Raw genomic sequence first — 13,517 nt, forward strand, 5'->3', positions numbered from 1 at the left:
TTTCACAGAGAGGTGAACTCGTGCTCTGTTAAAGCAGAGTTGCCCGATAAAATATTCGAGCATAGCTTGATGTGCCTGCCTCCAATAGTGAGGGAATGTTTCACGTGAAACACTGCGACGCATTCCCTGTTCTATGTCCAGGCTCCTGGTGGTGAGCTGATAGAGTTTCCCATAAAACGTTTTGAGAATCCAGGTTTTTCCCTGGAACTGTTGTCAGGGCAGGAATGTTTCACGTGAAACACTGAGGAGCATGTGGCAAGGGCAGGCCAGGTATGCAAGCGAAGCGCGAAAAAACAGAGCGGATCCACATCAATCTCATATGAACCCTGTTGTTTTGATCTCCTCTCGCCTGGCTACTATATGCCTGTTTCACGTGAAACATTTCTGCCAATTCACGATGTCCAGAATCTCTTTTACGGAGCTGACAGTGTTTCACGTGAAACATTCTCTCTTCCTTTCATCTGATCAGACATTGAAGAGTTTCACCCGGCGTGATGAGGGTTGCAACATCTGGATCGCCGTACATGAAAGAGAGAGCGAAAAGCCCTCGGCAATGTTTCACGTGAAACATTCAATACATCACTCGGCCTCCATTGACGACGATGATCTGTCCAGTAATATAGGCGGCGGCTGAAGAGGCAAGGAATAAGGCCGCTCCTGCGATATCATCGGCTGTCCCCCACCGTTGAAGAGGAATTTGTTCGGTGATTTTTTTCCGAAACGATTGACCGGCTTTCTGTTGTGCCCATTCGTTTTCAATGAAGCCAGGAGCGATACAATTGACGCGTATATGGGGAGCGAACTCAACGGCCAGACAGCGCGTCAGAGCAATAATCGCGCCCTTGCTCATAGCGTAGAACTGGTTAGGCAAGCCGGGGTCGCCTTTCAATGCGCCATCATAGCCGATATTAATGATGCAGCCTTGCTCGGTCAGCGTATGTCTCTGTTGTAGTTCGCGGCAACAGAGCCAGGTTCCGCGGACATCGACATCCATAATCCGCTGAAAAAGGTCGAGCTCGCTCAGTCCTCGAACCTCTGCGGAATTGACGCTGACGCCAGCGTTATTGACCCAGACATCTATAGGGCCGAACGCATGTTGAGCCTGAAGCACCAGTTGACGAATGTGCTCCGGGTTGCTGAGATCAGCGTATAGCATGGTTGCTTGTCCACCGATGTGCTGAATTGCCTCAACAACGTCCCGGGCATGCTGCTCAGAATGCGCGTAGTGTACCACGACATGGGCTCCCTGTTCAGCAAAGCGCAGAGCCAGCGTTTTCCCTATACCGCGACCGGCACCGGTAATAACGACGCGTTTTCCTTCTAGCATCATCTCTCTCTTTCGTTTCACGCGAAACAAGTCTGATCCTGGCAGATAGTGCGAGCAGGATCTGCGAAAGCGTGAAAAAATATCTATCTTTTATTATAGTGGTATCCAGGCGAAAAGCCAGTCAGAGCGCTTACCGGAGTTTGCTTCTGAAGGGATACGGTTGCTGAGCATCCGAGCATGGAGAGAGAACCTGTAGATGTATAGTCTTATAGAAGAGAAAACAGCGGCAGGGGTTATCGGTGTAAGGAAACATATCGAAGGGGAAACACAAGGCATACAGGTACTGTATCTGTTCTCTATGCCTCTCTGGCTTCTTGCTGTTCAGTGATAGCATGTGTTACACTTGTAACGGTAGCATTGTCAACGGAGACAAGGGCTTATATACGAGATGCGCCCTGTAAGCGCACGCACTTGGAAGGGAGTTACTAGGTGATGACCCGCAATACTCATGTAGACTCGCCCGCCGCTTCAGCCTCAGGCGACCAGTACGCGATTCTACGTCAGCTACGCAGCCAGCTTATTGCTCATTATCGACCACTTTTGCAAGACGGCCCCGGGCCTATTCGCATTATGGCGCGTATTGTGACGGAACTGGAACAGGCATGCCGAAAACAGCATATTTCCGAAGAAGTGATCCAGGCAGAAATAGTCAACCGTACAATCGGAGATATCAATTTACGGCTGGTTACTGAGTGTGAGGGTGAACCTGGCGGTTCTGGCGATTACCGTTTGCTTGCGGATGAACTGGGGGTTGCACTCCCGGGTGAAACGCTCCCTTGTGGCTATACTGCAACTGGCGAAACCTATCTCTGGCTGCGCAACCAGATGATGGAGTGCGAGCGGCTCTTGTTAGAGCACAACTTTGACCCCCGCATTTACGATATTTATGGAACTGGAAATCCTCTCTTGCGTTCCTGGCTTGCCCGGGATATGCAAACCCTGTGGGGATTGCCTGTCTCTTATGAACAGCTTTACCTCAGTCTTGGCGCTATGGATGGGATTGATAAAGTCCTGCGCGGTCTGGCCCTGACATATCGTTCTCAAGACTCATCTGGATATGGTATCCTTTTCCCTGAGCCGGGCTTTGGTGTCCCAGAATGGCAGGCCCGCTCGTATGGTTATGAGCTCTATCGGATTCAGACGCGTGAGGAAAATCGCTTTAAGTTGTCTGCTGCTGAGCTGGACCAGGCTCTTCAGGCTCATCCTGATATCAAGCTTGTCTATCTGACCATCTCAAATAACCCGACAGCTTTTGCGTTTAACGCAGACGAACTTAATGCATTGCATGCTGTACTGCGCCGTTACCGGTCTCAAGGAAGAGATATATTAATATTGGCTGATCTGGCGTATATTGGGACCGCGCCCCCGCAGGAAGATCAGGCGCGTATGGCAACCTTTATTCCAGAGGATATCCTGCAACATACGATCTTTGTCAGCAGCCTCTCCAAGACAAACACGTTAACCGGGGAGCGTTTTGGCTGGGTCACGGCTGGAAGTAAACAGCTTGCGAATGCTATCGCGGCTTGTTGGACGAACAGCACGGCATCCCTTCCCGGTGAATGGCAGCTCCGTTATATGGCCTATTACAGGTTAATCCAGGAACGCCCCTGGCTTAACGAGAAACTGCGCAGATTCTATCGGCTACGCCGCCGTCGCTTCATCGAGCAATTAGAGACAATCAATCAGCAGCAGCGGCTCTTTGAAGCAATCTATCTCGATGATGATGCAACCGTTTACAACTGGAGTAAATTTGCTCCGGGTGAAGATGCATTTTCGTTCTTTGAAAAGACGGGCATAGCAGGCGTACCGGGATCTGGTTTCGGATATACCGATCAATATGTGCGCTTTTCAATAGGCTTCCTCCCGGTTGAACAGTCCACGATGCCTGTCACAGGTAGATCATAGTCTGAAGCGGGCCTACAGCTTACGTCGTCTACATCTTGATTCATCATGGATTAGATGATACGCTGTTACGGGTGATATGCTATGCCATATGCTCGTAGGTATCAGGCTTTTTCAGATACTGCACAGCAGGACTGTAATCAAGGTCATCTCTGCATATCTATCAGGCTGCCGCGTATTCTGTGTGTGCATTGCGGTCCTTCCTGATAAAAAGGCATACTTCTACCTGTGAAAGACCTGCTGTTCCTGTTCAAGCCCTTATCACTTAGCGCAGGCAGAGCTGAAGCGAGAAGAGCACTCCACGCGTGAGGAGAAATGAAAGTGTGTGCTTTGGTTTTCCAGGTACACTATCTTTGACCTCACTTCTTGCATGGAGATGCGATTCTGCAAGCGGACTGGCGGAAAAAGGCTGGCAAGGGAGTGGTATGTCTCTGCATGCTCTTGCCTCTACCGTCATTGGTACATTGTGTGTTGCTGCCTGTGAGGACCGGGTACCATGTGCCAGGAGTAGAACACTTGCTGTCGCTGGATCGCACCTGTGTATTCGGCGTGTAACCTGTCCAAATATATTACGCTATAAAGGAGAACAGTTGTATGGCTCTTCGTGTAGGTATCAATGGTTTTGGACGTATCGGGCGCCAGTCATTCAAGGCGATGCTGGAGCGTCACCCCGAAGAAATCGAAGTTGTCGCAATTAACGACCTGACAGATACAAAGACGAATGCTCATCTGCTGCGCTATGATTCCACCTACGGGCATTTCAAAGGTGAAGTTGAGGCAGGAGAAAATTACCTGATCGTCGATGGCAAGAAAATCACCGTCACTGCCCAGAAAGATCCGGCTCAGATCCCCTGGGGTGATATGGGGGTCGATCTTGTGATTGAGTCCACTGGCCTGTTTACCGACGCGGAAAAGGCGGCTGCTCACCTGCGTGGCGGTGCAAAGAAAGTCGTTATTTCTGCACCGGCGAAAGGTGAAGATATCACAATCGTGCTTGGGGTCAATGACAACATGTACGATCCCTCGAAGCATCATATTATCTCTAATGCTTCCTGTACCACGAACTGTCTGGCCCCGGCTGCCAAAGTGTTGTTTGACAACTTTGGGATCGAGTACGGCCTGATGAATACCATCCACTCGTACACTAATGACCAGCGTATCCTTGATGTTGTGCATAAGGATCTGCGCCGTGCCCGTGCCGCTGCTTCCAATATCATTCCAACCACTACTGGTGCAGCCCGCGCTCTGGCTCTGGTTATCCCCGAGTTGAAGGGCCGCTTCGACGGTATGTCTCTGCGCGTACCAACAATGACCGTTTCCGTTGTCGACTTCGTTGCTACCACAACCAAGCCTGTTACTAAAGAGGCCGTAAACAATGCCTTCAAGGAAGCAGCCGCGGGTCCGCTGAAGGGCATTCTCGGTTACACTGATGAGCCTCTGGTTTCCAGCGACTTCCGGGGCGATTCGCGTTCCTCAATTGTTGATAGCTCGTTGACGATGGTTCTTGGTGAGAAAATGGTCAAGGTCATTGCCTGGTATGATAATGAGTGGGGCTACTCTTGCCGCGTGGCTGACCTGGCGAACTTCGTTGGTCAAAAGGGTATCTAAACCATGAATAAAAAGACGATACGCGATGTTGATGTAACCAGCAAGCGGGTTCTGGTCCGGGTAGATTTTAATGTACCACTGGATTCAGATCTGCACATTACTGATGACACGCGCATTGTCGCCGCGCTGCCCACTATCAACTACTTGCTTGATAGGGGGGCAGCCGTGGTGCTGATGTCGCATCTTGGCCGCCCGAAAGGGCAGGTTGTCGAAAGTATGCGCATGAAGCCAGTGGCGCAGCGCCTGAGTGAACTGCTCAAGCGGCCAGTGGAGACGGCTGATGATTGTGTCGGACCAGACGTCGAGGCGAAAGCAAAAGCGCTACAGCCGGGTCAGGTCCTTCTGCTCGAAAACCTTCGCTTCCATAAAGAGGAAGAGAAGAATGATCCTGCGTTCGCGAAACAGCTTGCGTCCCTCGGAGAGCTCTATGTCAATGATGCTTTCGGGACCGCCCATCGGGCCCACGCTTCGACTGAAGGAGTAACCCACTATCTGCCGGGCGTTGCGGGTTTCCTTATGGAGAAGGAAATCAACTATCTCGGCGCTGCGCTTGAAAATCCGAAGCGCCCTTTCAAGGCTATTATTGGTGGCGCGAAGGTCTCCGATAAAATCGCGGTTCTGGAGCGTCTGCTAACGCTTGCCGATGGTATTCTGATCGGTGGCGGTATGGCGAATACTTTCCTGAAAGCTCAGGGATATGAGATCGGCGACTCTCTTTTTGAGGAAAGCAAGCTCGATGTGGCGGGCTCTTTGATCCAACAGGCACGGGAGAAAGGTGTTGAATTCCTTCTGCCTGTCGATGTCGTGATCGCTGATCGCTTTGCCCCTGACGCGAATCATAAGGTGGTCTCCTTCGACGCGGTTCCTGCTGGTTGGCGCATTCTGGATATCGGACCTGAGACGGTGGATCGGTTCCGCAAGTCGCTGGCTGAAGCTCAAACGATTGTCTGGAATGGAACGCTCGGGGTGGCTGAAATGCCAGCGTTTGCCAAAGGCACAAACGCGATGTGCACTATTCTTGCTGAGCGAACTGCACAGGGCGCAACGACAATTATTGGCGGCGGAGACTCCGCGGCTGCTGTTGAGCAGGCCGGGGCGGCAGATAAGATGTCCCATGTCTCGACCGGTGGCGGCGCTTCTCTGGAATTTCTGGAAGGCCGTACCCTTCCCGGCGTGGCAGCCCTACAGGATAAATAAAAGCGAAGAGGAGAGTTCCGTATGCCTACATCTCGTACTGCCATTATTGCAGGAAACTGGAAAATGAATTATGGTCCGCAGAAGGCATCTGAATTTACGATGGAGATCATGCCTTCTCTGGGCCAGTTGATGCGCTCGTATCCGAGAATTCTGTGTCTTCTCTGTCCTCCAGCTATCTCGCTGAGCTCCGTGCGCGAGGTCGTAGATGCAATGCCTGCCCCGCGTATCGAACTGGGGGCACAGAATATGTACTACGAAGAGAAGGGCGCTTTTACCGGTGAGATCGCTCCTGCAATGGTAAAGGAACTCTGTACTAGCGTGATCCTGGGCCACTCTGAGCGCAGAACCTATTTCGGTGAAACAGATGAACTGGTAAATAAGAAAGCTCGTGCCGCTTTCGCCCACCGACTGCGACCGATTATCTGCATTGGGGAAAATCTGGAACAGTTCGAGTCGGGCTCAACACAGGAGGTAATCCGAACTCAGATACAGGGTAGCCTGGCCGGTTTTACCCCTGAGCAGGCTGCACGAGCTGTGATTGCCTATGAACCAATCTGGGCGATTGGGACCGGTAAAGCTGCAACGGCGGAGCAGGCGGGACTTGTTGTTCACTTTATTCGTGAACAATATTCCGAAATGTACGGCACAGAGGCCGGAGACGCGGTACGTATTCTCTACGGTGGCAGCGTCACTTCTGAGAATATTGCTGAGTTCATTGCCCATCCCGATATTGATGGAGCACTGGTCGGTGGCGCAAGTCTCAAACCCGACTTTGTCGAGATTGTGCGCAAGACGATAGATGTCATAAAGGGCTAGGCTCCCGGGAGGGCTGAGTTTCGCATGAGCAAGCTGCTTGTGCGAAACTTGCTTTTTTTTGGCCGGTCACAACACGAATATCCCACTGTCCGGTGAATGTGGTCGCGACCATTTCCTGTAGCGCCTGCTGATACAGGTTATCGAATCTCGTTTGACTGACTGTGCCGTTCTTCGTCAGAAATGGCTGGATAAGCTGTAAGAAGGCGGCTATGTTCTGTAACATCCCGTTATGTGCCGCTGTTCCTACCGAAAAGTTGAGGGGATAGACTGTCTGCGAAAGAATGGTGAAGCCGCTCTCCTGTAGGAGTGAGGCGATATCCAATGGCTTTCCTAGCTGGTGTGGCGTTCCGACCGGTGTACAGCGAAGCCCTTTTTTCTGCAATGTTTCGGCATAATAGGCGCTTAGCTGTTCCAGTGCAGGGCTGCTGGTGCGGCATGGGTCACATTCAATCATGCATATGAACGAGTCGTTTTGTAGTACACGATGACACTCGCTTAGCACAAATGGCCATTCTTCGTCCTGCACAAAAGATGCAAGGAAGCGCATATGAACCAGACAGAAATAGGCATCCGGAAAGTCGAGTCCCTCTCGAATATCCATCTGCACAAAGTCTATGTTATCCAGATCCTGGACCTGGGCATGTGCATAGTCTATCTGCCTTTTGTGGCTATCAATGCCAATCACATCAAAATCGGGATAGGCAAATGCCATATCCAGCGTGCAGGCTCCCCCTCCACAGGGGATATCGAGAATACGCCCGGTCGTTGGGAGCAGCATTGAGGTGTTTTCTGCCGCATGAAGTAGATAGGTGTTGATCAGCTTATTCTGGAGTGTCTGACGTGTCATTTCAACTGGATTATCTCTATCTATAATGGCTACTTTGCCATATTGTGTAATGTCGGAGGCTGTGAACATGGTCTCTCCCTCTGGATTTGCTCTTAAAAAGAGTTGTTGCTGTTCATATGACCTGTTATGTCTACATCTATTGCTATTTGTCCTTCGCTTTTCTGGTAAAATAAGCTATTCTTGTTTATATAATGTCTTATCAGAGAGAAATTGTCAAAAAATAAGAAAACAAAGTAGCAAAAATAGAAGCTTATAGAACATGTGTTAAGCTGGCAGGCAAGCATAGAAGGAGAACATGTTCATTGTTGAGTTAGCGGGCGATTCAGTTGGAGCGTCGGGTCTGTTGTCAGCTATCTGGAAATGTCGTATTATAGTCTGCAAAGGTTGTTTTTCTCATCTTTCACCAATAGATATTTCATCTACTTATTCTGTTCGTCTGAAAAGATGAAGGGATGGGCTACGCACAAGGAAGATCTGAGGAGGAGAAAGAAAGTAAGCAATGCAAACGAGTATGCCGCAGGAACTCCAACTATTGTTGCGCCATATCTATGAAGAGGGACAGCAACATGATGCTCGCACGCAGGAACGCCGTGAAAAAATGCTGTTGTTGGAACCTGAAACAGCGCAGGTACTCAGCCTGTTGATTCGGAGCAGCAAGCGTAAACGCATTCTAGAGGTCGGGACCTCGGCTGGCTATAGCACGATCTGGCTTGCCTGGGCTGCTGGAGAGCAGGGGCATATACTCAGCATTGATCGAGAGGCGCAAAAGCATATGCTGGCTGATGCCCATTTACGGCAGGCGGGGCTTCGTGAGCAGGTGACATTGCTTTGTGGCGATGCGACCGAGGTTATCAGGGATCTGGAAGGACCGTTTGATTTTGTCTTTTTTGACGCTGATCGTTTCAGCGCTCCTGCTCAACTCTCGCTACTCCTCCCACACCTTGAGCGGGATGTGATGCTCTGCGCTGATAATGTCCTTTCCCATCCCGAGGAAATCGCTGGCTATCTTCAGGCTATTGCGGCCCTGTCCGATTTTGAGCACCTTGTGCTTCCGGTTGGCAAGGGCTTGAGCATCGCCTATCGTACCTGAAATCTCTCTATTTTCATCTTTCTTATGGGCTTTGAACACTTTTTGATGGTGGAAGGGAATTCGGAATGATGAAGAGTCCTGGAACGCTTGCTCTACAGAGAGAACCGGCGTTCTTTCCTGAAATTCTGCTGGCTGATCTAGAGCGTTTACAGAATGACTTAATTGATTTTTTTGCAACAATTACCCCCAGATCCTGGGTACACCGGCCTTCAAAAGAGGGCTGGACGCTTTTTGATGCGCTGGTCCATGTCAGCACTGCTGCCGAACTCTATCTTGAAGCGCTTGAAAAGGCGTTAACCGGTGAGCCGTTGTCGGAGGGAAATGTTGAACTCCCGGTTCCTGTTCAATCTGATGTTGATGGCGCTCAGGTGACCATGCCTCAGTTATTACTCCATTCGTTTCTCAGCGCTTTGCAGCGTACGGCAGCAATTATACCGCACTTACGGGCCGAGGAATTTTTGCAGTCAGCTCCCCTGCATTTTGCTGGACGCTTTCCTGTTGTCGCTGAACTGTTGGCGTTACAGATTATTCATCCCGCGCTCCTTCATACGGCTTTATTGTCAAAGGCTATAGGGGCAAAACCGCTCTGGAACGAATATCCTTCGGACTACCTTCAACGGAATATCCTGCGCCTCTTCGCGATCATGCCGGTTGTCTATCGACGAGAACTCTTTCCCGATGTTCAAGGGGGCGTGAACTGGCATATTGGTGGCCCGGCTGGTGGGCACTGGTTCCTTCTATTTGATGAGCAGGCCCGTGTGGGGAAAGGAAGCCTTGCTCATCCGGCGCTCTCGCTCTGGTTTCCCGGTGCGCATGCATTCCTGTTGTATATCACTGCACAGATAAGCATGCGCCGCGCTCTGGCCACCGGGAAAATGATGGTCTGGGGCAATCTGCGTACGGCTGCCGGTATACGAGGGCTGCTACCGAAGCTCTGCCTGATTTGACTCTTGTCCCGGCTCAAGTTAGCAGATGAAAGGCGTACTTTGGGTAAATGCTTCCTTTCAGGCTCGGATCTTCTCGTTTGCGGTTTCTGTGGGCTCTGCTTTGATCGTTGTGATTCCCAGATAGCGAAAGGGCATTAAGACTTCTTCTGGCACGGAGGCTTCGGTTACAAGATGCGTCAACAATTTGAGCGGTCCGACAATGTAGGGCGTTGAGGAATTGAGCTTCTCTGCTGAAGCAAGTGCGACCACTTCGGCGGATCGTTCGATCATGACCTTTTTAATATAGAGCTCCTCACGCTCTGTCGTGGAGATACCTGCCTCTACGTGCAGCCCACAGATGCCAAGCAGGCAGATGTCGGCCTGATAGGAACGCAGCGCCTCTACTGTCTCTATGCCTGCTGTTGTCTGCGTTGATTTTAAGAGCGGCCCGCCCAGAAGAATCATGTCTACATTTGGATGCTCGGCAAGCTCCATCGCGATGGCCGGGCTGTTGGTAATCACTGTTGCGTGGAGCGTATAGGGGATGGAGCGAGCTACCTGTAAGGTTGTTGTTCCTCCATCCATAAGAATAACTTGTCCGTCTCGTAAAAGCTGTATGGCGGCTCGGGCTATGGCTGTTTTTCCCTGAATGGTTTGCTGTACACGCTCACTATAGCGTAAGCGGGGCGCACGCAACACGGCTCCGCCGTGAACACGTTGAATCAGCCCTGCTTCAAAAAGATCTCTTAAATCTCTTCGGATGGTATCTTCGGAAACGGAGAGAACGTCACTGAGCTCGCTGGCAAGCACGCTTCCGTCCTGATGCAGCATTTCCAGAATACGTTGCTGTCTCTCTTCTTTTAACACAGTGTTCTTACCCCGCACATACGTCTCTGATCTGCCCCTCTATGGACAGTGGTAGATCCTTTGATCCTTCCAAATGGCGCAGATGATTTCGTTGACAAATGTCGATATTTGCGTGTATTATCTTGGTTATGCATTATATTGCGTTTTAGTGCCGGGGTCAAGGAAACAGTGCTGTGCGTATGATATTGTCATCTCGTATTGCAGGCGTTCCTTGATAGGTTATTCCTGGTAGATTATGCTCAGGTATTATAGGCCGCTTTTGCTTTCTCATCCTGGAAAGAAGGTTCCATGCCCACTGGTGAAAAAACTGTCCGATCACAAGAAGTGCATACCCCGCATTTTTATCGCATTTTTGTCGCCGTCGCATTCTATACTATCTTTATGGTTGGGGTGAATGATGGTGCGCTGGGGGTGTTGCTTCCCAACATCAGCGCGCATTATCAGGCCAACAATGCAACTATCAGCCTGCTGTTTCTGTTCAGCACATTCGGGTATTTGCTTGCTTCTTTCAACAATGGATTGCTGGTTGCTCGCTTTGGCAAAGAACGTGCGTTATTATTCGGTTGCCTCATTTTTTGTGCCAGCTTTCTGGCGCTCTGCCTGGCTCCACCCTGGTTTTATGTCCTGTTGCCGCTCTACCTGATGCTTGGATTTGGGATTGCGCTGCTGGACGCGGGGTTGAATACCCTTATGGCGATGCTCCCGCGAAGCACAGTCTTACTGAATTATTTTCACTTCTTTTACGGCGTTGGTGCCTGGCTCGGGCCAAACATCGCCACCGGCGTGCTTGCCCTTCGCTTTGGCTGGAACTCCGCGTACGCTCTCTGGCTGATTCTCGGGCTGATCGCTCTGTTCGGTATGGGCTGGACCTTCCGTAAACAGAGAATCGCGGGCGGGAATCAGGAACAGAGCGAGCGTGGGAGTGGACGCGGGCTGCTCAAGGCCACACTGAGTATGAAGAGTGTCTGGCTGGCGGCTGGTTTCCTGTTATTCTATGTCGGTACCGAGGTTACGCTTGGTTCCTGGGGGTATAGCTTTTTAACGAAAGAGCGACATGGGGATCCCGTTCTGATGGGTCCGGTTGTTAGTGGCTACTGGCTCGGTCTTGCGATTGGACGGCTGATACTGGGGAAGCTGACCGAATATACTGGACCAAAGAATATGGTGATATATTGCCTTGCTGGAACGATCCTCGGGTTGCTGATCCTCTGGCTGGTTCCGGTGCAGACGATCGCCATCTTTGGCTTCTTTCTGACTGGATTCAGTCTGGCTCCGATGTTCCCGATCGTGATTGCCATCATGCCGAAGTTTGCTCCACACCAGCTTTTACCGAGCGCAGTGGGCTTCTTGACCAGCCTGGGAAGTATGGGGGCGGCGCTCTTCCCCTGGTTGGTCGGTACGATTTCACAGTACTTTGGTCTCTGGATATTGATGCCCTTTACGGTCGTTACCTCTCTGCTAATGTTCCTGTTCTGGCTGTTGCTTCACGCGGCTCCTGTGGCTCAGGAAGAGCAGGCATAACCGCGTGAAACTCTCCGGTGTTTCACGTGAAACATACTTTTCGATCACGCATGCAATGGAGACGTCTGGCGCGTAATGGTGAAATGTTTCACGTGAAACACTCTTCCCTTCTGGCTCAATGCTGAAAAAGGTGGGCAAGCAGGCGAACCCGTGTTTCTTTTCCCCAGAGAGCAAGCATATGTTCGTAAAGCGTGTAGCATTCGCTGAAAGCAAGCTCGCTATTAATGTGTTGCGCTGCTCTGGCGGCCGCTTCCAGATAAATACAGCTTTGAATCATGTTGCCAAGCATGATAGAGGTATAGGCCCGGTGGCGTAGAAATTCCGCTCGCACTCGCGGTGCAGGCGCGGGCTGGATACCGTCAATTTGTTCAAAGGCTTTCCAGGCAAGGCGGGGCTTGCCAAGACGCAACAGAACCAATCCCTGATAGAGAAACAGGATCGTGCGGTCACAGCGGGTAAAAGGGTAGCCGGGGTCCATCTCTGGGGTCTCTGGAAAGACGGTGACAGCCAGTTGCAGGAATTGCATAGCTTCCTTTTCACGGCCCATCGCTGCCTGAATTTCGGCCAGACCGGCAAAAATACGACTATGAAGCAGGGGTGAAATAGCGTCTCTGGTGATATTGATCAGCCGGAGCGCATCATTATAGGCGACAAGGGCAGAACCGATCCGTTTGCGCGTGGTAAAGATGGTGGCGAGATGTATTTGCGAGGCAATATAGAGATTCCAGTCTCTGGCAATCTGGCTGTACACCAGCGCCTGGGTGCCGTGAGCCTGAGCCGAAACAAAGTCGCCGTGTTGCAGTTGAAGCAAGGCGAGGAGTTGATAGAGCTGTGCTGTCAGTGTGGCTGCTCGCTGCTGTTCCGGTCCGGGGTACAGGGTGATTTCGCCCAGTTGCAGAAGATAGCCCGGAAGTACGCGCTCAAGATCCGCTTGCCCGCCTTCCTGATAGGTTTGCCAGCTTGTCGCGATCGTGGCGGAGCAGTGTTCCAGCTTTTGGCGAATCGCTTCCAGTTTGTAGCCCTGCTGTTTTTCGATTCGGGCCTGACTCTTTCGGGCCTGTAATGTGCCTGAAAACCCGAGCTCTTCAGGGGTCATCTCAAAGACGCTGCATAGTGCGCGTAAAGAAGCGTGACGCGGTACCTGACGGCCTGCTTCCCATCGTGTATAGGTATTGGGACTGACCCCTACTTTGTGACTGACAAATTCAACTGTCCAGCTCTTTTTGATTCGCGCCATTCGTAACAGGCGGTTTGGTTGTTCCATAGCATCTCAACCTCGCGTTTTATGCACTAACCACCATTTATAAAGCCTTTTCTTTCTCGCGTCAAGTAAAAAGATATTAAAATATCAGAAACAAAGAAAGTCTTCTGCTCTCTATTGACCATAGCAGGTCCTTGCCTGTTTTTCGCGTTGCT

11 protein-coding genes are annotated in these 13,517 nt (G+C 51.0%); 7 read left to right on the top strand and 4 right to left on the bottom strand.

Annotation, left to right across the window (positions count from 1 at the left end; all coding sequences use genetic code 11):
• Positions 1-571 precede the first annotated feature (571 nt).
• Positions 572-1,330, bottom strand: coding sequence for an SDR family NAD(P)-dependent oxidoreductase (locus tag EI42_RS25800; RefSeq protein WP_111325525.1), 759 nt, complete (start codon positions 1,328-1,330; stop codon positions 572-574).
• A gap of 429 nt (positions 1,331-1,759) precedes the next feature.
• Here EI42_RS25800 and EI42_RS25805 point away from each other — a divergent pair, with 429 nt between their 5' ends.
• From EI42_RS25805 to tpiA, 4 genes are all read left to right on the top strand, one after another.
• Positions 1,760-3,232 carry a pyridoxal phosphate-dependent aminotransferase gene (locus EI42_RS25805; RefSeq protein WP_111325526.1) on the top strand — a complete coding sequence of 491 codons (1,473 nt, stop codon included), beginning with the start codon at positions 1,760-1,762 and terminating at the stop codon, positions 3,230-3,232.
• A 591-nt stretch (positions 3,233-3,823) separates the two neighbouring features.
• Positions 3,824-4,837, top strand: coding sequence for a type I glyceraldehyde-3-phosphate dehydrogenase (gene gap / locus EI42_RS25810; RefSeq protein ID WP_111325527.1), 1,014 nt, complete (start codon positions 3,824-3,826; stop codon positions 4,835-4,837).
• A gap of 3 nt (positions 4,838-4,840) precedes the next feature.
• Positions 4,841-6,034 (top strand): phosphoglycerate kinase, encoded by a 1,194-nt coding sequence (locus EI42_RS25815; RefSeq protein ID WP_111325528.1) that lies wholly within the window; start codon positions 4,841-4,843, stop codon positions 6,032-6,034.
• Between the two features lie 21 nt (positions 6,035-6,055).
• Positions 6,056-6,850, top strand: a complete 795-nt coding sequence (gene tpiA / locus EI42_RS25820) for a triose-phosphate isomerase (RefSeq protein ID WP_111325529.1) — start codon at positions 6,056-6,058, stop codon at positions 6,848-6,850.
• Here tpiA and EI42_RS25825 read toward each other — a convergent pair.
• Complete coding sequence (locus EI42_RS25825) at positions 6,837-7,766, bottom strand: class I SAM-dependent methyltransferase (RefSeq protein WP_111325530.1); 930 nt, start codon at positions 7,764-7,766, stop codon at positions 6,837-6,839. The genes tpiA and EI42_RS25825 overlap by 14 nt on opposite strands.
• A 430-nt stretch (positions 7,767-8,196) precedes the next feature.
• On the opposite strand from EI42_RS25825, the gene EI42_RS25830 reads away from it, so the two are divergent.
• Positions 8,197-8,787: an O-methyltransferase gene (locus EI42_RS25830; protein WP_246046337.1), complete on the top strand. Its 591-nt coding sequence runs from the start codon at positions 8,197-8,199 to the stop codon at positions 8,785-8,787.
• Positions 8,788-8,852: 65 nt separating this feature from the next.
• Positions 8,853-9,734, top strand: coding sequence for a DinB family protein (locus EI42_RS25835; protein ID WP_111325531.1), 882 nt, complete (start codon positions 8,853-8,855; stop codon positions 9,732-9,734).
• Between the two features lie 57 nt (positions 9,735-9,791).
• Here EI42_RS25835 and EI42_RS25840 read toward each other — a convergent pair whose 3' ends face one another.
• Positions 9,792-10,598 (bottom strand): DeoR/GlpR family DNA-binding transcription regulator, encoded by an 807-nt coding sequence (locus EI42_RS25840; protein ID WP_346268202.1) that lies wholly within the window; start codon positions 10,596-10,598, stop codon positions 9,792-9,794.
• Between the two features lie 306 nt (positions 10,599-10,904).
• Here EI42_RS25840 and EI42_RS25845 point away from each other — a divergent pair, with 306 nt between their 5' ends.
• Positions 10,905-12,101: an MFS transporter gene (locus EI42_RS25845; RefSeq protein ID WP_211326347.1), complete on the top strand. Its 1,197-nt coding sequence runs from the start codon at positions 10,905-10,907 to the stop codon at positions 12,099-12,101.
• 115 nt (positions 12,102-12,216) lie between these two features.
• Here EI42_RS25845 and EI42_RS25850 read toward each other — a convergent pair whose 3' ends face one another.
• Complete coding sequence (locus EI42_RS25850) at positions 12,217-13,365, bottom strand: helix-turn-helix domain-containing protein (protein WP_111325534.1); 1,149 nt, start codon at positions 13,363-13,365, stop codon at positions 12,217-12,219.
• Positions 13,366-13,517 lie beyond the last annotated feature (152 nt).

The organism is Thermosporothrix hazakensis (assembly GCF_003253565.1).
Classification (GTDB): domain Bacteria; phylum Chloroflexota; class Ktedonobacteria; order Ktedonobacterales; family Ktedonobacteraceae; genus Thermosporothrix; species Thermosporothrix hazakensis.